Origin of the sequence: Streptomyces sp. NPDC058469 (genome assembly GCF_042721125.1) — a bacterium.
Taxonomy (GTDB): domain Bacteria; phylum Actinomycetota; class Actinomycetes; order Streptomycetales; family Streptomycetaceae; genus Streptomyces.
Genome location: NZ_JBHXME010000041.1, coordinates 33,764 through 52,049, shown reverse-complemented (window position 1 = coordinate 52,049; position 18,286 = coordinate 33,764). Strand labels below are relative to the sequence as shown.

The window sequence follows — 18,286 nt, the reverse complement described above, 5'->3', positions numbered from 1 at the left end:
GCCCATCACGGCACTTCCAGCGGAGCGCTCACGCCTTGACCGATCCGCTCAGCAGGTCCAGTGACCAGAACCGCTGGATCACCAGGAAGAGCGCGATCAGCGGCAGGATCGCGAGGAAACAGCCCATGATGACCAGGGTGTAGAGCGCCGGTTGCGAGGCGCCCTGGTTGAGCAGGGTGTAAAGGCCCAGCGTGAGCGGGAACTTGGTGTCGTCCGCGAGCATCACGTACGGCAGCAGGAAGTTGTTCCAGATGCCGACGAACTGGAACAGGAACACCGTGATGAGCCCAGGCATCATCATCGGCACCGCGATCCGCGAGAAGATCCGCCACTCGCTGGCGCCGTCCATGCGGGCGGCTTCGAGGAGTTCGGCGGGCACGGAGGCCGCCGCGTAGATGCGGACGAGGTAGACGCCGTAGGGCGAGAGGATCGACGGCAGGAGCATCGACCAGTACGAGTCGGCCAGGCCCAGCTTCGACAGGAGGAGGTACTGGGGGACGGTCAGCACGATGCTCGGGACCAGGACACCGGCCAGCATCAGCTTGAAGACGAACTCCCGTCCCTTGAAGGCGAACCGGCCCAGTGCGTAGCCGCCGGCGGCCGAGACCGCCGCCGACAGCAGGGCGCCGCCGCCCGCGTAGAAGAGGGAGTTGACCATCCACTCCCAGTAGATGCCGTCCCGGTACGAGCTCAGCTGCCTGAGGTTGTCGAGGAAGCCGGTGCCGGGGGCGAAGGTGAACGTGGAGAACAGTTCGCCGCGGCCCTTGCTGGCCGCGATGACCACCCAGACCACGGGGATCAGGCAGTACAGCGAGCCGAGGGCCAGGACGAGGGTGGGCACCCATGCGGTGCGTTTCGCCTTCGCGGGGCCCGGGCGGGCGTCGGTGGCGGTGAGGGTGAGGGGGGTCATGCCCGGTCCTCCCGGGTGTAGCGGTCGGAGACGCGCAGCAGCGTGAAGGAGAGCGCGAAGGTCGCCAGGGCCAGCACCACGGCGGTGGCGGAGGCGCCGTAGATGTCCGACCTGAGGAAGGCGGCGTCGTAGATGGCCATCAGCGGACTCCAGGAACTGGAGAGGCCGTTGGTCAGCGGCTTGAGCGCCATGGGCTCGGTGAAGACCTGGAGCGTGGCGATGACCGAGAAGAAGAACGTGAGCACCAGCGACGGCATCACGATCGGGATCTTGATGCGCAGGGCGATCTTCAGGTCGGACGCGCCGTCGATGCGGGCGGCCTCGTAGATCTCCTGCGGGATCGAGCGCAGGGCGGTGTAGATGACGATCATGTTGAAGCCCGTGCCGCCCCACACCGCGATGTTCGCGAAGGACAGGTACAGGTTGCCGCCGTCGAACAGGTCCGGCTGCGGCAGGTTGAACTCGCGCAGCAGGTAGTAGAAGGGGCTGACCGTCGGCAGGTACAGGAAGCCCCACATCAGCGCGGCGATGATGCCGGGCACCGCGTACGGCAGGAAGATCGCCAGCCGGGCGAACTTGGCGCTGCGCGCCTGCGGGGTGTCCAGCATCAGCGCGAAGACCAGCGCCAGACCGAGCATCGTGGGGATGACGATCAGGCCGTAGCCGAAGGCCCGCAGGACGCTGTGGCCGAACTCGGAGTCGTTCAGGACGTCGGTGTAGTTGCCGATGCCGTTCCAGACCTGCTGGCGGGCGCCCTTGCCGAGGCCGATGCCCTTGACCTGGACCTTGTGGAGACTGAGCCACACCGCGTACCCGATGGGCACGACGGTGAAGGCGGCGAACAGGAGCACGGCCGGTACGAGGAACCAGTACGGCGCGCTGCGGCCACGGCGACGGAGGCGGCGGGGGCGGACGGAGGTGGCGGTGCCGTCCGCCAAGGGCCCGGCCGTCAGCCGGTCGGAGCCCTTGAGCGGAGTGCTGGTCATGCCTCGGTCACCTTGAAGCCCTGCTTCTTCATGTCGGTGAAGGTCTTCGACTGCATGGTGGCGAGCGCGGAGTCGAACTGCGCCGACTTCTTCGCCTTGGTGGCCGTGCCGAACGCGTCGCTGAAGGTGTCGTAGGCGACCTGGACGTTCGGGCCCCAGGCGGACGCGGCCGTGGTGGCGGCGATCTTCGCGGCCGTGTCGTAGAAGTCGGTCTGGTTCGGGAAGAACGCGGGCGTGGTGAGCACCGAGCCGGACTGGCCCTTGGTGGCCGCCGGGTAGATGCCCGCCTCCTTGACCAGGGCGGCGAGCGCCTCCGGGTCGGTGTTCAGCCAGTTCGCGAACTTGGTCGCGGCCTCGGCGTGCTTGGAGTCGGTGGAGACGCCGGTGGAGGAGCCGCCCCAGCTGCCGGTGACGTCCTCGCCCGCGCTCCACTGCGGCAGCGGCGCCATGCGCCACTTGCCCTTGGTGTCGGGGGCCGAGCTGACGAGCACACCGGGCGCCCACACGGCGGAGACCCAGCCGAGGTGGGTGCCCTTGTTCAGGGCGTTGTTCCAAGCCGGCGTGTACATCGGCTGGTTGTCGATCGCGCCCTCCTGGACGAGACCGCCCCAGAAGTCGGTGACCTTCTTCGTGGCCGCGTCGTCGATGCCGACGGTCCACTTGCCGCCGCTCTCCACGGTCCACCACTTGGCACCGGCCTGCTGCGCCAACCCGGCGAACAATCCAGGGTCGTTGGACGAGAACGTCGTCAAGTACGCGTCCGGGACCGCCTTCTTGGCGGCGCGGGCGGTCTTGGCGAAGTCGTCCCAGGTCGCCGGGACCGTCAGGTTGTGCTTCTTGAACAGGTCCTCACGGTAGAAGAACATCAGCGGCCCGGAATCCTGCGGTATCGCGTACACGGCGTCGGTGCCGAGCGTGACCATGCTCCAAAGTCCCTCTGCGAACTGGGACTTGGCGGACTTCGCGTACTTCGAGATGTCCGCGAGGACGTCGTTCGAGACCAGCGTCGGCAGCGACTGGTACTCGACCTGGATGAGGTCGGGGGCGTTGCCCGCCTTCTTCGCGGTGATCAGCTTGGAGACGATGTCCTTGCCGGCGGCCTGCTTGGAGACGGTGACCGTGATGTCCGGGTTCTTCTTGTTCCAGATCGCGGCGACCTTTTCCATGTTCGGCGCCCAGGTCCAGTAGGTCAGCTTGACGGGCCCGCTGCTCTTGCCGGAGTCGTCGTCGGAACCGCCGCAGGCGGCGAGAGTGCCCGTGAGGCCTACGGCTGCCGCCCCGGCAAGAATGCTGCGCCTGCTGAACTGGTGGCGGTGGATCGACATCTTCATCTCCCCTGACTGAGTGCGAGCCGGCCCCCGATGTCCCATCGGATGTCCCGCATGCTCTGCACGGCTCTGTGACCGTGCACAGTAGAGAATTGTTTCGGACCCTTGTCAATGGATGAACCCTGGGGTTACCTACTTGTTGCTGACGGATGGACGCCGCAACCATCCATGTGCACGATCACAGAAACGGCCGCGTTTCAGCCGTGCTGTGGCCGCCTCAGTCACCGACCCCCGGGAGTGAACCCATGCCGTCCCCCGCCCCCCACGACCGTCTGCCGCTCGCCTTCGGAGGTGACTACAACCCCGAGCAGTGGCCGCAGGAGGTCTGGGAGGAGGACGTACGGCTGATGCGGGAGGCCGGTGTCACGGCCGTCTCCCTCGGCGTCTTCTCCTGGGCCCGCATGGAGCCGCGTCCCGGTGAGTACGACTGGGAGTGGCTCGACAGGGTCGTCGAGTTGCTGCACTCGGCCGGGATCTCCGTGAACCTGGGCACGCCGACCGTCGTACCGCCTGCGTGGTTCTACCGCGCGCACCCCGACGCGCTCCCGGTGACGCGCGAGGGCGTCCGCCTGGCCTTCGGCTCGCGCGGCGCGATCTGCCACTCCAACCCCGACTACCGGGCGGCCGCGGCCACGATCACGACGGCCCTCGCCGAGCGCTACGGCAGCCACCCCGCCGTCGTGCTCTGGCACGTCCACAACGAGTACGGCGCCCCCGTCCTCGCCTGCTACTGCGACACCTGCGCGACGGCCTTCCGGGACTGGCTGCGTGTGCGCTACGGCACGCTCGGCGCCCTCAACCAGGCCTGGGGAACGGCGTTTTGGGGCCAGCAGTACGGGGACTGGGAGGAGATCACTCCGCCCCGCGCGACCCCGTCCGTATGCAATCCCACCCAGCAACTGGACTACCACCGCTTCGCCGACGCCCAGGCCCGCGCCAACTTCGTGGCCGAGCGCGACATCCTGCACCGCCTCTCCCCCGGCGTCCCCGTCACCACCAACTTCATGGTCGCGCCGAGCCAGGGCCAGACCGTCGACTACTGGGCCTGGGCCAAGGAGGTCGACCTCGTCACCAACGACCACTACCTGATGACGGACGGCCGCCGCACCCACGTGAACCTGGCGCTGGCCGCCGACCTGACGCGCTCGGTGGCGGACGGCGGCCCGTGGCTGCTGCTGGAACACGCCACGTCCGGGGTCAACTGGCAGCCGTACAACCCGGCGAAGCGTCCCGGTGAGATGGCGCGGAACTCACTCGGGCACGTGGCCCGGGGCTCCGAGGGCGCGATGTTCTTCCAGTGGCGGCAGTCGCAGTCCGGCGCGGAGAAGTTCCACACCGCGATGCTGGCGAACTCCGGTACCGACAACCGGGGTTGGCGCGAGGTCACCGACCTCGGCCGACGCGTCGCGGGCCTGAGCCGGGCCGGTCTGCGGGGTACGCGGACGCGGGGTGACGTGGCGATGGTGTGGTCGTGGGACTCCTGGTGGGCGCAGAGCCTGGAGTGGCGGCCGAGCAAGGATCTGGACGCGCGGGAACGGTTGGATTCGTTCTACGAGGCCTTGTACGACCGGCACTTGACGGTCGACTTCCTGCCGCCGACCGGGTTGGGGGACCTGGACCCGGAGCGGTATCCGCTGCTGGTGGTACCGCAGTTGTACGCGGCGCCGGTCGGGGTGGGTGCCGATCTGGAGAGGTACGTGTCGCGGGGCGGGACGCTGTTGGTCTCCTTCTTCTCCGGGATCGTCGACGAGAACGACACGCTGCATCCGGGCGCGTATCCGGGGGCGCTGCGGAACGTACTCGGGCTGACCGTCGAGGAGTTCGATCCGTTGCTGCCGGGCGAGACGGTGTCGGTTCGGGGGGCGGACGGTTCGTCGTACGTGGCGGATCTGTGGTCGGAGGTGGTGGTGCCGGGGGCCGGTTGCGAGACGGTCGCGGTGTTTGCCGACGGGCGTACGGCGGGAGGGCCCGCGTTGACCCGGTACGCGCTGGGGTCCGGTGCGGCCTGGTACTTGGCGACACGGCTCACCGGTGCGGATCTGGCGGCCGTGGTGGACCTCGCCCTCGCGGACGCCGGGATCACGCCGGTCGACCTGCCTCGCGATGTCGAACTCGTCGTACGGGAGGGCGAGTCGGGGACGTTTCGCTTCGCGGTGAACCACACCGGGGGCGAGGTGAAGGTGGTGCTGCCGGACGGGAGTCGGGCGGCGGTGCCGGCGGGCGGGGTGGAGGTGTTCCGGGACCCGCGCTGACCAACTCCGTTGCCGGGCAGCTCAGTTCTGCCGTTGCTGTCAATTGCTGTCATTGAGAGGGAACTTCGTTATGCGTAGACGCAGTGTTCTTACGGCGGCGGGTGCGGCCGCGCTCGCGGTACCGGTGTTGGGCGCGGCACCGGCCGTGGCGAGCACCGGTACCGGTACCTCGACCGGAGGTGCGTCGGACCGGCGCCGGTTGGAGATCCGGGGGATGGACATCTCGTCGCTCCCCAAGGACGAGGCGTTCGGTGCCGTGTACCGCCGTGCGGACGGCCGCCGCGACGATCCCATCCGGATCCTCGCGGACGCCGGTGTGACCCACGCCCGTCTCAAGGTCTGGGTGAACCCGGCCGACGGCTACAACAACAAGAAGCACATCCTGCCGTTGGCGAAGCGGTTGCGCCGGGCGGGCATCGGCATCTGGGTCGACTTCCACTACTCCGACACGTGGGCCGACCCGTCGCACCAGACCAAGCCGGCGGCCTGGGCCGACCTGGATGTGGCGGGCCTGACGAGGGCGGTCTACGACCACACGGCCGACGTCCTGGGCGCCCTGCGCCGCCAGGGCACCCCGGCCGACCTCGTCCAGATCGGCAACGAGATCAACGGTGGCGTCCTCTGGCCCACCGGCAAGAACTGGGGTGACGACGGCGGGGGTTGGGGCAACCTGACCACGTTCCTCAAGGCAGGCCTGAACGCGGCGCGCGACACGACACCGCGCATCCGCACGATGCTCCACATCGCCTCGGGCGGCGACAACGGCACGTCACGTTGGTGGTACGACAACGTGGTCGCCGACGGCGTGGACTTCGACATCATCGCCCAGTCGTACTACCCGTTCTGGCACGGCGCTCCGGAGGCCGCGGCGGCCAACTTGGCGGATCTGGCGGCCCGTTACGACAAGCCGGTGCTGATCGCGGAGACGGCGTACCCGTTCACGCTGCAGAGCGAGGACGCGACGAACGACATCATGTACGACCCCTCGCAGCTCACGGAGGGCTATCCGGCGACACCGGCGGGCCAGGCGGCGTGGCTGCGCACAGTGGCGGACCTGATGGCGAACGTTCCCGGCAACAAGGGCCTGGGCTACTGCTATTGGGAGGGGGTCTGGACGTATCGCAAGGGCGACGGCTGGGACCCGACCGACCCGACGTCCGGCAACGCGTGGGAGAACCTGGCGTTGTTCGACTTCCAGGACAGGGCGCTGCCGGGGCTGCGGACGCTGGGCGGCTACCGGTCGTAGAGCTGCTCGTGGGGTGACTTGTCTGGTGTTTGTCCGGTGCTGTCCGGGTGGCTGGGACAGTTCGTACGGGTAGTGGCCGTCGCGGCACGGTCGTACGACGGAGGGCGCGGGATGAGTGTCGAGAGTGAGCCGGAGCAGCTCAACAGCGAGGCGGACGAGCCGGGTTGGGAGGTCGACCCGGACGACGAGTGGGGCCTCGCCGTGGTCGCCACGGTGGGGCGCCAGTTGAAGCTCCGGCGCGAGGCGGTGGGGATGCGGACCGCTGACTTCGCGGTGAGGGTCGGTTACAGCGAGGACATGGTCCGCAAGATCGAGGGCGGCAGGCGGATTCCCCGGCCCGAGTATCTGGACACCTCGGACGAGGTGTTGGGGGCGGATGGGCTGATCTCGGCGATGAAGGAGGACGTGGAGAAGGTTCGGTATCCGAAGAGGGTGCGGGACTTGGCGACGTTCGAGGCCAGCGCGGTCGAACTGCTCTCGTACGGTAGTCACGCTCTGCATGGCCTGCTGCAGACAGAGGAGTTCATGTCGGCGCTGCTCGGATCGCAACGGCCCGCGCTTCCGAAAAACCAGTTGGAGCGGGCGGTCGCCGGGCGCATGGCCCGGAAGAAGATCTTCCAACGCTCGCCTGCTCCTGAACTCAGCTTCGTATTGGAAGAGGTGACGTTGAGGCGCCCGGTCGGGGGCAAGGACGTACTGCGCAGGCAGCTCGAACACGTCGTGGAAATGTCCCAGTTGCGGAACGTCCAAATCCAGGTGCTGCCGACGGACCGCTGGGACCATCCCGGGATGGGAGGGCGGATCCAGGTGTTGAAGTTCGGGGACGGTACAGCAACCGGTCGCATGGATGACGGGTACGGCGGTCGTCTTGTCTCCGACCTGAAGCAGTTGCGGATCCTTGAGTTGCGCTATGGAATTATCCGAACCGAGGCTCTGAGCACACGGGAGTCCCTGGCCTTCATTGAGCAACTACTGGGAGAGACATGATGCGCAAGGCCCCCGACGGAGACGCTTCCGAACTGCACTGGTTCAAGAGCAGTTTCAGCGACACCAGCGACCCGAACGACTGCGTCGAGGTGGCCACCACCCCCGGCACCATCCACATCCGCGACTCCAAGCACCACACCCAGGGCCCCCGCCTCACCTTCGCCCCCACCACCTGGACCGACTTCGTTCCCTACGACTCGAACGACTAGCCCCACCCTTGGGGTTGGAGCAATGCCGTGGGTAGTACTGCTGTCCCTACCCTGACCGCTGGCGGCTGCCGTCCCCGTAGAGGATGATCGGCACGCGAAGGCCCGGCGAGTTCGTCGACCACGGTCGTCGGACCTTCGTGCCGTGAGATGGCGGCGCCGCCCCGCGCGCGACAACCGGGCCCGGCGCGCCGTGGAAAGCGGCTGCTTCCGGACCCTTCGCTGCCACGATGCTCCTCAACAAGCCGCAGGTGCGGAGCCGTTGGGCGTGCAGTCGGCCGGAAGAACGCCGTGGCACCGTCGGCCGGATCGGTCCCTGAAGCAGAGAAAAGGAACCCACGGTGTCCGACGAAGGACGGCTGATCGCCGGCCGATACCGCATCCTCGACCGCATCGGTCGGGGCGGCATGGCCACCGTGTGGCGCGCCCACGACGAACTCCTCGACCGCCAGGTCGCCGTCAAGAAGCTCCACCCCCAGCCCCAACTCGACGACGCCGAACTCGCCACCCTCTTCGAACGCGCCCGGCGCGAGGCCCGCAGCGCCGCCCGGATCAGCCACTCCAATGTCGTCGTGGTCCACGACGTCGTGGACGACGAGGGCCGGCCCACCATCGTGATGGAGTACGTGCGCTCCACCACCCTCGCCGACCTGATCAAGGAGCACGGCCCGGTCCCGCTCGACGAGGTCGCCCGGATCGGCCGGGGCGTGATCGCCGCGTTACGGGCCGCGCACCGGGCCGGGGTCCTGCACCGGGACGTGAAACCGGGCAACGTGCTGCTCGCCGAGGACGGCCGCGTGGTCCTCACCGACTTCGGCATCGCCCAGGCCGCCGAGACCTCGGCGCTCACCCGCACCGGCCAGTTGGTGGGATCGGTCGACTTCATGGCCCCCGAGCGACTGGTCGGCGCCAGACCCGGACCGGAGGCCGACCTGTGGGCACTGGGCGCGACGCTCTTCGAAGCGATCGAGGGCCGCTCACCGTTCCTCCGGGACACGGTGACGCAGACGATGTACGCCATCGCCATGGAACCGCCTCCCGAGGTGCGCGGCGCCGGACCGCTCACCCCCCTGATCCAGGGCCTGCTCATGGCCAAACCGGACGAGCGGCTGTCGGCCGAGGACGCCGAACGCATGCTGCGAATACCGGCGGGCGCAGCGGGGTCCTCTGTTGTTCTGCCGGAGTCGGGATCGGAGTCGGAGTCGGCACCGGCACCGGCACCGGCACCGGGGCTCAACTCGGACCGCGGAACCGACGAGGCCTCCGCGGCCGAGCCACCCGCAGAACCTCCGTCGCCCGACACGACCGACCAGCAGGCGCACCGGTTCCCGGCCCGTTCGAAGAAGCCAGTCGTGCTCGCCGCAGCCGTCGCCACGGCGTTGTTGATCACGATCGCCGTACTGCTGACCACCCTGCCGACGGGGAAGAGCAGCAGCAACAGCACCAGCGTCACCGCGTCGGACGGCACGCTCCCGGCCGACGACCCCACCCAACAGGCCAGGGACACATCCGCACCCACGACCTCCTCCCCCAAGGCGTCCCACTCCGCGAGTTCCGGCGCCAAGTCACCGACGCCGCACGCCTCTTCGCAGCCGACGTCCACGACAGTGCAGGAGGAATCCGAGTCGGGGTCCGGAGGCAATGCCGGATCCGAGGAGAGCGGATCCGGCGCAACGGTCGACCCGGTCGTCGGCCACGCCCTGGTGGTCCCCGCCACGCAGAAGTGCCTGAGCGGCGGCGCCGGGACCGAGGGAATCCAGCTGGTCCATGTCACCTGCGACGGTTCCGCGGCACAGCACTGGCAGACCGGATCGGGGGACACCTTCCGCTCGTTGGGGAAATGCATGACCGTGGCCGGCGGAGCGAGCGACGACCGGACCGAGATCCAACTGAGCGCGTGCAGCGGCGACTCCAGCCAGCAATTCCACTTCTCCGGTACGGAACTGGTGGCTGATCAGTCCCGGAAATGCGTCACCGTTTTCGGGGGCACGAGCGGCACGGTGGTGGTCCTGTGGGAATGCAACGGCTGGGACAACCAGACCTGGACCCTCCAATGACATGGCAGCGATGAACCACTTCGGCACGGCTCTGCGCGGTTGGCGTGAGCGCATGTCACCGCAGGACTTCGGGCTGGCGGTCGGCGGGGAACGGCGCATCTCCGGACTGCGCCGCGAGGAACTGGCCGGTTTGGCGGGCCTGTCCGCCGACTACGTGATGCAGCTGGAACAGGGCCGCGCCCGCAACCCCTCGGCCCAAGTGGTCGCCGCCCTGGCCAGAGCACTGCGCCTCGACCCGTCCGAGCGTGACCATCTGTTTCGCTGCGCCGGCCTCGTACCGCCCTCGGTGGGGAAGGTCTCCAGGGAGATGCCCCTGAGTGCGCAGCGACTTGTACGGCAGTTGGGAGACGTTCCCGCCGCGGTCTTCGCTGCCGACTGGACCATCCTCGGCTGGAACAGGATGTGGACGGCCGCGATCGGAGATCCCCGTGCGTACGGTTGGGACGAGCGCAGTCTCGTTGCCGGGACGTTCCCGGCGAGCGGCAGCCGAGGACTGGAACCGATTGCGGCATGGCCCATTCGGCCAGGAAAAGGCATCGAAGCGCAGGAGGAGGACCTCGTCGCCGACCTCCGTGTGACGGCCGCCGCCCATCCCCATGACGTACGTCTTGCCTCACTCGTTGAGCGCATGCTTCGAAGCAACCCGCGCTTCGCCCGTCTGTGGTCCAACGGCACTGCCGGCCCCTATGCCGGCGACCACGTGACCATCGAGCATCCACTGGTGGGTGACATCGCCGTCGACATCGACACCCTGGTTCCTGCTGGCACCGACCTCAGGATCCTCACGTGTGCGACTGTGTCCGACACCACCGACGCGGAGAAGTTGGCTGCTCTACGTGCGTCCTGTCCTCCACCGCGCGACGGACTGACCCACCCCGACTCGGAGACCTCCACCCTCGGCTGAGGCGCCCGAAGTCACCCGCCCTTCCGCGCCGACGAGATGAGCTTCCGCGTCGCCCGGTCCGTGAGGGCCTGAACCCCGGCCACCTGTCCGACCGACCACCCGCCGCACCACCGGCCCGCACTCAGGGCTGAACAGGCTGGCCGGGAGGTCGAGTTGGGTCATAGTGCGTGCGGGCGAACGTGTCGTTCGCACGGTGCACGGTGTCGGGTTCGGGCGGCGCCGGCCACACGCTGAGGAAGTGCTCTTCCACCGGGGTGTCGCCCGCGTGCCCGTCGCCTTCATCACGTCCCCGCGCCTGCACACGGACGCGATACCAACCCGCGCCGCCCGTCGCGAAGTTCCCGGCGTCCTCCTCGACGTCACCGCCCCACCGGAACAACCGCAGGTCGCCACTCGTACTGCAGATACTCACGTCCACCACCGTCTCCCACTCCTCGCCCGGCAGCGGTGGTTCAGCCGCGCGCTGCCGGGTGGTCAGGCGTATCCAGCCGGTGTGCGTGCCCGCGAGCACCGTGAGGTGTTCCGGGCCCCCTGCCGCCAGGCTGTTTCCCGCGAAGATCCGCCTGACCGTGTCGGCGTCGTCGTACTCGCTGAGAAATTCGTCGCCCTGCAGGTAGTACTGCCGGTAGGAGACGAACATCCGATCCGAAGTCCACGTCGTGTAGCGCATCCACCGGATCATGCACTGCCCCACTGACAACGCGTGGCGAAGACCTGGAAGGCATCATCGAGGCATGTTCACCCCCGAACAACGCGACCGCACCCGCGCCCAACTCCTCGTCCGCGCCGAAGCCGACGACGCGATCGTCGGCTTCGCCTACACCGGCTCGCACGCCACCGGCACCGGCGACCGCTGGTCGGACACGGACATCGTGCTGGCGGTCGACGGCGAGATCGCCGAGACAGTGAACCGGTGGACGGCGTGGATCTACGACGAGTTCGACGCCCGGCACCACTGGGATCTCGGCGTGGGCGGCATCAGCGTCATCCGCGTGTTCCTGCTGCCCGGGTGGGTGGAGCTGGACCTCACCTTCGCCCCGGAACCGGAGTTCGGCGCCCGGGGTCCGGCCTGGCAGACACTCTTCGGCACCCCCCACGAACAGCCGCCGTTCCCCCCACCCGACCGCAACACCCTGATCGGCTACGCCTGGCACCACGCCCTGCACGCCCGCATCTGCCTTGAACGGGGCCATAGTTGGCAGGCAGCGCACTGGATCAACGCCCTGCGCGACCAACTGATCACCCTGGCCTGCCTACGCCTCGACCTCCCCACCGCCTACTCAAAAGGCGCCCACCTGCTACCGGCCGAGGTCACGACCCCACTCGAGTCCACCCTCATCCGCTCCCTCACGGAACCGGAACTCCGCCGCGCGCTCACCACGACAATCACAGCCACGGCAGCGGAACTTGACCACTCCGACCCCCAACTCGCCGCCCGCCTCAACCCGATGCTCACGGAGCTGACGTAACTCATGGGCACGACCACCCACATCGACCTCGTCCCCGTCCCATCCGGCCAGGTCACCCTCTCCGACCGCCGCACGCAACGCAGTTGGACGGTCGACCTCGCCCCCTTCCACCTCGGCGCCCTCCCCGTCACACAGGAGCAGTACGCCCAGGTCACCGGCGAGCGGCCCAGCACCGCACAGGGCAGCGACCGCCTCCCCGTGGAGACCGTGTCGTGGCGGGACGCGGTCCTCTTCTGCAACTCCCTTTCACGGCAAGAGGAGTTGCCACCCGCGTACGACTTCGACGCCCACGGCGAGGCCGTCGTACGCGAACCCTCCGCCGACGGCTACCGCCTCCCCACCGAGGCCGAGTGGGAGTACGCGTGCCGGGCGGGGACGAGCGGCCCCCGCTACGGACCCCTCGACGACATCGCCTGGCACCGCGCCAACTCCGGGGAGCGGCCCCACGAACCGGGCGGCCGACTCCCCAACCCCTGGGGCCTGCACGACATGCTGGGCAACGTGTGGGAATGGTGCTGGGACCTCTACGACCCCGAGGTCTACGGCACCTACCGGGTCCTGCGCGGCGGCGGCTGGTTCGACGAGCACTGGAGCTGCCGCGCCTCGGTACGACGCCGAAGCCACCCCACCTTCCGCGTGGACGACGTGGGCTTCCGCGTCGCCCGATCGATCCGGTCCGTAACGAGCTGAGCCCCGGTCGCGACCCCGGTCGTCACCTACCCGTGCGCGGACGCCAGATGCTTCGCCAGCCTCGGCGACGCGAACTCCGTCCCGCACACGAACCGCATCACCGGCCCGTACGACGACGCCGCCGGCAGCCCCGTGAAGTACACCCCCGGCACCGAGGACACATACCCCGCACCGAGCTTCGGCGTACCCCGGCTCACCGCCAGCTGGGTGCGCAACTCGTGCCCCAGGAAGTCCATCGCCGCGATGTCCACCCGGTACCCCGTCGCCGAGATGACGTGGTCGGCGGTGAGTTGCTGTGTGCCTCCGCCCGGCGTCGCGACTGTGAGCGCCGGGCCGCCGTTCGCCCCGCCCGCCTCCGCCCGTACGATCCGCTCGACCTGGCTGACCTGCACCTTCCCCTCGAACCGCTCGCGCAGCCACCACGCACCGAGTGGGCCGAGCACCCGGCGGACCAGGTAGTGCCGGGTCTGCTCGGGGAGGTAGCGGTACGGCTGGGGGTAGTAACTCAGCGCCCACAGCGACCACGCCCGTCCGAACGGCGACTCGGGGCGCAGCTTCGGCTGCTTCCAGGGCGGTGCGCCGAAAGCGACCCGGCCGTTCCCGCGCGAGACGATCCGCACATTCGCACCCGCCTCCGCCGCCAACGCCGCCGTCTCCAGGGCGGACTGCCCGGCGCCGACGACGATCAGCTCCTTGCCCTTGAACCCGCTCAGGTCGTGGTGCTGCGAACTGTGCGAGACGGGACCGGTGGGCGCGGGCCCGTCGACCGCAGCGGCTGCCAGCTCCGGCGGGAGGTGGGCCAGGCCGTACAGGCCGGTCGCGACCACGACCGCCCTCGCCGTGAACAACTCCCCCGAGTCCAGCTTGAGTTCGAAGCCGCCGTCCTTGTTCCGGTCCACGGAGACGACCCGTACCCGCTCCAGCTCGGGCACCAGCTTCTGCTGGAACCACTCGCCGTAGCCGATGAAGGTCTCCACCGGGATGATGTCCTCGTCGGTGACCAGGCGGGGGATGCCGGCCGCGTCGCAGTAGTCGACGAGGTTGTGGCCGGGCTGCGGGGCGTCGAGGCTGGAGGCGGCGGGGGTCGACTTCAGGAGCATCCCGGCGGGCATGTGGTCGCGCCAGCTGACCATGGGCTCGCCGAAGACACGGACCGGAATGCCGCGTGCCCGCAGATGCGCGGCGGTGGACAGGCCGAACGGCCCGGCGCCGATGACTGCTACCGGTTGAATCACGAAGTCCCTCCCCAGGACATTCAATTTCGTCACTTCGTGCTGGAGGTACTGCTCGAACTGCTGGTGCTGCTGCCGCGCCGGTTGGTGCGCCACAGCTGATACAGGTGCTTCGCGCCCGGCCGCACGAAGCGGGCAAGCATCGTGAAGAACGGCCGCAGGTCGTCACCCGCGAGCCAGGCCAGCTCCGTCCCGCTCGCCTTCGCCGGCGCGTGCGGCGTCGTATAGCCGCTGCGGCGGTAGGCGAGGAGGGCGGGCAGGTCGATGTTCTCCACGATGTACCGGTGGCCGGCGCGCTGTTCCCCCTCCGGGACGGCGCGGCCGGTCAGGTCGAGATGCATGGCGCGGACGACGTCCACCCCCGACTCGTTCTCGAAGAGCCGGAACTGGGCGCCCATGCGGGGGTTGAAGTCGAGCAGTTTGTACTGACCGTCGCGCCGGTCGAAGCGCAGGTCGAGGTCGACGATTCCGGTGAAGCCGATCTGTTTGATGAAACGTGCGGCGAGGTCCGCGAGTTCCGGATTGTCGACCACGTACGCATGTGCGGTCATCCCCGCGTGCGGCGGCCAGGAGCGCACCTTGACGCCGGTGAACATGGCGAGCGGGGTCGAGTCCTGGTCGAAGTAGGCGTGCACGATCCAGTCCTCGGCCTCCTCTCTCGGCAGGTACTCCTGGAGGATCACCCCGGGGTGCTCGCCCCAGTCCCGGGCCAGCGTGAGCAGCCCCTCGCGGGTCGTGATCTTCGTCGTACCGTTGACGGCGGGCTGGGAGCGCCGTACGAACGCCTCCCTGTTCTTGGCCACGATCGGGAAGCGGGCCTTCTCGGCGAAGTCGACGATGTCGTCGTACGACTGCGGGAAGGCGGCCGTGGGGCTGGGTATGCCGTGTTCGACGCAGAGTTCGTGCAGGCCCTGCTTGCTCGCGAGGTGACGCGGCAACTTCGGTTCCACGCGCGGGAAGAGGAAGCGGTCGCCGAGCGCGTCCTGGTGCTCGGCGATCAGGACGGCGGCCTCCTCGTCGGTGGGGATGAGGACGGTGGGCCGGCCGATACGGCGCCCGATACGCAGCAGACCCTCCACCAGTCGCCCGGGCTCCTCCGTGCCGGTCGTCGGCCACACGAACGCGCGCTCCAGGTAACGGGATACGGCCGCCGGCGTGTAACGGTCCTCCGTTATCGCATACATCGGCACGCCGAGGCGCCCCAGACTCCGGATCGCGCCCACCCCGCCGTGATGCAGCGGATAGTCGCCGAACTTCACGATCAGGCCCGGCACTTCGCGGTCGGCCTCGAAAGGCACGCTGCTGGTGCGCTTGGCCACGGGTCCCCCCACGTGTCCCCCCTACGGACCGGACCCACCCCGTCCGTGTCCCCCAAAGGACGCTAAGCCGGAATTGCCTCTTCCGACAAGGCTTATTCGGACATTGCGAACTCTTTAGACACTGCCGGTCCCTGCAACTCACCCGTAACGTATGGCGCGGCCACATGCGAGTACGCACGAGAGTGAGGCAGCACCCCATGCCCCCCTTCGACCTTCCCGAGGGCGACCCCTTCGGCGCGCACAATCTTCCGTACGGCGTCTTCTCCCCCGCCGGTTCGGACGAACGGACCGTCGGCGTCCGCCTCGGCGACCAGGTGCTCGACGCGGGCGCCGCGGCCTCCGCGCTCGGCTCGCCGTACGTCTCCCTCCTCGCGCACCCCACCCTCACCCCGCTGCTCGCCGCGGGCCGCACGGCCTGGTCGGATGTCCGGCGCGCGCTGACCGCGTGGGTGACGGTGCCCTCCCACCAGGACACGATCACCCCGTACTTCCACCCGCTCTCCGCGGTGACCCTGCACCTGCCCTTCGAGGTCGCGGACTACGTCGACTTCTACGCCTCGGAGAACCACGCCCGGAACGTCGGCCGCATCTTCCGCCCCGACGCGCCCGACTCCCTGACCCCCAACTGGAAGCACCTGCCGATCGGTTACCACGGCCGCTCCGGCACGGTCGTGGTCTCGGGCACGGATGTCGTACGGCCCTCCGGGCAGCGCAAGTCCCCGGCCGACCCGGCGCCCGTCTTCGGCCCGTCCGTCCGCCTGGACATCGAGGCGGAGGTCGGTTTCGTGGTCGGGGCGCCGTCGGAGAGGGGCCGGCCGGTGGCGCTCGCCGACTTCCGCGAGCACGTCTTCGGCCTGTGCCTCCTCAACGACTGGTCGGCACGCGACATCCAGGCCTGGGAGTACGTCCCCCTCGGCCCGTTCCTCGGCAAGTCCTTCGCCACGTCGGTGTCGGCGTGGATCACCCCGCTGGACGCGCTGGAGGAGTCGCGGGTGACACCGCCGGAGCGCACGCACGAACTCCTCCCCTACCTGGACGACTCGGCCGAGGAACCCGGCGGCTACGACCTCCGCGTCTCCGTCGCGATCAACGGCCACACGGTGTCCGAGCCGCCGTTCTCCACCATGTACTGGACGGCCGCCCAGCAACTCGCCCAGATGACGGCCAACGGCGCCTCCCTGCGCACCGGCGACCTGTACGGTTCCGGCACGGTCAGCGGCCCGACGGAACGCGAGCGCGGTTCGCTGCTGGAGCTGACCTGGAACGGCCGCGACCCCCTCGAACTCCCGGACGGCAAGCGGACGTTCCTGGAGGACGGGGACGTGGTGACCCTGTCGGCGTGGGCACCGGGCGCGGACGGCACGCGGGTGGGCCTGGGGGAGGTCACCGGCCGGATCGTGGCGCGGGACTGAGACGCGGGACTGAGACGTGGGGATCGGCGGGCGGATCGTGGCGCGGGGGTCGGCGGGTGAGATGAGTCCGGTGGTCTCCGTACACCTGACTCCGGCCGCCCGTGCAGTCATACTGACGGCGGGCGGCGCACATGTCGTGTACCCGCCCTCGGGTACAGCCGCACCCGCACCTTCTGTTCGTTCCGTTCCTCCCGTTCCTCCCGTTCCTTCTGTTCGTTCCGTTGACCAGGATCCGGAGCCCGTGGCATGACTGTCTGCCTGCTCCTGCTGAGCGTCGTCGCCCTCTCGGCCGCCGTGCCGGCTCCGCGCGCGCTCACCCGGGCCGTGTGGCCCGAGCGGGAACCCGTGGTCGGCCTGTGGGTGTGGCAGTGCCTGGTCGCCACGGTCCTGCTGTGCTGTCTGGCCGCCCTGGTCCTCGGCGCCGCCGCCGTCTTCCACACCGTCCGTGACCATGTCTTCGCCCCCGCTCCCCCGGCCGTCACCGCGGCCTACGACCTCTCCGCCGCCCCTGTCTGGGCGGTCGCCCTCACGCTGTCACTCGCCTGCGGGGCCGCCTGGACCACCGCGATGCTGGCCCGCGAACTCGCCGAGGCCCGCCGCCGCCGCGGCCAGGCCCGCGCACACCTGCGCGAACGCGCCCCCGACCTGCCGGCCGGCCTGCCACCGGCGCGCGGTCCCCTCCTCGTCCTGGAGGACGAGTACCCGGACGCCTGGTGGATGCCCGGCCATCCGCCCCAACTCGTCGTCACCACGGGGGCTTTGCACCGCCTCACCGGCCACCAGCTCGACGCCGTCCTCACCCACGAACGCGGCCACGCCCGCGCCCACCACGACTGGCTCCTGCACCTGTCGACCGCACTGGCCTCGGGCTTCCCGCACGTCCCCCTGTTCGCCCACTTCTGCGACCAGACCCACCGCCTGGTCGAGCTGGCCGCCGACGACACCGCCTCCCGCCAATGCGGCCACCTGACCACGGCGTTGGCGTTGATCGAGCTGAACAACCATCGAGGCGTCCTCTCCTGCGCCTCCAGCCACCGCCTCCTCGGCGAACGCGTCGACCGCCTCCTGGACCCCCGCCCGAGGCTGGGCCGCCGTCACCGGGCCCTGACGACCACGGTGGCGGCCCTGGTCCCCTTGCTGCCCCTGCTGATCGTGTTCGCTCCCGGCCTGACGGCCTTGGCCTGAGCGGCCCAAACGGACGTCACTGCGCTGACGCACCTGGGCTGACGGCCCTCGGTTGACGGCCCTGGGTTGACGACCCTCAGTTGACGACCCTCGGCTGACGACC

The 18,286-nt window shown here is 69.2% G+C and carries 16 protein-coding genes; 10 read left to right on the top strand and 6 right to left on the bottom strand.

The window, feature by feature from the left end:
• Positions 1 to 28: 28 nt before the first annotated feature.
• Genes ACFWP5_RS19705 through ACFWP5_RS19695 form a run of 3 tightly spaced genes read right to left on the bottom strand, consistent with a single transcriptional unit; the run spans position 29 to position 3,227 of the window.
• A complete protein-coding gene (locus tag ACFWP5_RS19705) occupies positions 29 to 910 on the bottom strand; it encodes a carbohydrate ABC transporter permease (RefSeq protein WP_384157699.1) in 882 nt (293 codons plus the stop codon).
• Positions 907 to 1,896 carry a carbohydrate ABC transporter permease gene (locus ACFWP5_RS19700; RefSeq protein WP_384157696.1) on the bottom strand — a complete coding sequence of 330 codons (990 nt, stop codon included), beginning with the start codon at positions 1,894 to 1,896 and terminating at the stop codon, positions 907 to 909. The genes ACFWP5_RS19705 and ACFWP5_RS19700 overlap by 4 nt, the downstream gene beginning before the upstream one ends.
• Positions 1,893 to 3,227, bottom strand: coding sequence for an ABC transporter substrate-binding protein (locus ACFWP5_RS19695; protein WP_384157693.1), 1,335 nt, complete (start codon positions 3,225 to 3,227; stop codon positions 1,893 to 1,895). Before ACFWP5_RS19695 ends, ACFWP5_RS19700 begins: the two co-directional genes overlap by 4 nt.
• Positions 3,228 to 3,469: 242 nt before the next feature.
• Here ACFWP5_RS19695 and ACFWP5_RS19690 point away from each other — a divergent pair, with 242 nt between their 5' ends.
• From ACFWP5_RS19690 to ACFWP5_RS19665, 6 genes are all read left to right on the top strand, one after another.
• Positions 3,470 to 5,476, top strand: coding sequence for a beta-galactosidase (locus ACFWP5_RS19690; protein WP_384157690.1), 2,007 nt, complete (start codon positions 3,470 to 3,472; stop codon positions 5,474 to 5,476).
• Positions 5,477 to 5,546: 70 nt separating this feature from the next.
• Positions 5,547 to 6,722 (top strand): arabinogalactan endo-beta-1,4-galactanase, encoded by a 1,176-nt coding sequence (locus ACFWP5_RS19685; RefSeq protein ID WP_384157688.1) that lies wholly within the window; start codon positions 5,547 to 5,549, stop codon positions 6,720 to 6,722.
• Between the two features lie 111 nt (positions 6,723 to 6,833).
• Positions 6,834 to 7,709: a helix-turn-helix domain-containing protein gene (locus tag ACFWP5_RS19680; RefSeq protein WP_384157686.1), complete on the top strand. Its 876-nt coding sequence runs from the start codon at positions 6,834 to 6,836 to the stop codon at positions 7,707 to 7,709.
• A complete protein-coding gene (locus ACFWP5_RS19675; RefSeq protein ID WP_384157683.1) occupies positions 7,706 to 7,918 on the top strand; it encodes a DUF397 domain-containing protein in 213 nt (70 codons plus the stop codon). The genes ACFWP5_RS19680 and ACFWP5_RS19675 overlap by 4 nt, the downstream gene beginning before the upstream one ends.
• Before the next feature lie 338 nt (positions 7,919 to 8,256).
• Positions 8,257 to 9,972, top strand: coding sequence for a protein kinase (locus tag ACFWP5_RS19670; RefSeq protein WP_384157680.1), 1,716 nt, complete (start codon positions 8,257 to 8,259; stop codon positions 9,970 to 9,972).
• A gap of 1 nt (position 9,973) precedes the next feature.
• The gene (locus ACFWP5_RS19665) at positions 9,974 to 10,876 is read left to right on the top strand and encodes a helix-turn-helix transcriptional regulator (protein WP_384157677.1); all 903 of its coding nucleotides are present in this window, start codon (positions 9,974 to 9,976) and stop codon (positions 10,874 to 10,876) included.
• 121 nt (positions 10,877 to 10,997) lie between these two features.
• Here the strand turns inward: ACFWP5_RS19665 and ACFWP5_RS19660 are convergent, their stop codons facing one another.
• Positions 10,998 to 11,546 carry a hypothetical protein gene (locus tag ACFWP5_RS19660; protein WP_384157674.1) on the bottom strand — a complete coding sequence of 183 codons (549 nt, stop codon included), beginning with the start codon at positions 11,544 to 11,546 and terminating at the stop codon, positions 10,998 to 11,000.
• A gap of 64 nt (positions 11,547 to 11,610) precedes the next feature.
• Between ACFWP5_RS19660 and ACFWP5_RS19655 the strand changes: the two genes are divergently transcribed.
• Together ACFWP5_RS19655 and ACFWP5_RS19650 are read left to right on the top strand one after the other, a co-directional pair.
• Complete coding sequence (locus tag ACFWP5_RS19655) at positions 11,611 to 12,345, top strand: hypothetical protein (protein WP_384157671.1); 735 nt, start codon at positions 11,611 to 11,613, stop codon at positions 12,343 to 12,345.
• A 3-nt stretch (positions 12,346 to 12,348) separates the two neighbouring features.
• The gene (locus ACFWP5_RS19650) at positions 12,349 to 13,035 is read left to right on the top strand and encodes a formylglycine-generating enzyme family protein (RefSeq protein ID WP_384157668.1); all 687 of its coding nucleotides are present in this window, start codon (positions 12,349 to 12,351) and stop codon (positions 13,033 to 13,035) included.
• Between the two features lie 26 nt (positions 13,036 to 13,061).
• Here ACFWP5_RS19650 and ACFWP5_RS19645 read toward each other — a convergent pair whose 3' ends face one another.
• Both ACFWP5_RS19645 and ACFWP5_RS19640 read right to left on the bottom strand, forming a co-directional pair.
• Positions 13,062 to 14,270, bottom strand: a complete 1,209-nt coding sequence (locus ACFWP5_RS19645; protein ID WP_384157665.1) for an NAD(P)-binding domain-containing protein — start codon at positions 14,268 to 14,270, stop codon at positions 13,062 to 13,064.
• A 29-nt stretch (positions 14,271 to 14,299) separates the two neighbouring features.
• Positions 14,300 to 15,586 (bottom strand): ATP-grasp domain-containing protein, encoded by a 1,287-nt coding sequence (locus ACFWP5_RS19640; RefSeq protein ID WP_384157662.1) that lies wholly within the window; start codon positions 15,584 to 15,586, stop codon positions 14,300 to 14,302.
• A gap of 197 nt (positions 15,587 to 15,783) precedes the next feature.
• Between ACFWP5_RS19640 and fahA the strand changes: the two genes are divergently transcribed.
• Entirely contained in the window at positions 15,784 to 16,998 is a 1,215-nt protein-coding gene (gene fahA / locus ACFWP5_RS19635; protein ID WP_384157660.1) for a fumarylacetoacetase, read from the top strand.
• A gap of 246 nt (positions 16,999 to 17,244) precedes the next feature.
• Complete coding sequence (locus ACFWP5_RS19630) at positions 17,245 to 18,183, top strand: M56 family metallopeptidase (protein WP_384157657.1); 939 nt, start codon at positions 17,245 to 17,247, stop codon at positions 18,181 to 18,183.
• The last annotated feature ends 103 nt before the right edge of the window (positions 18,184 to 18,286 follow it).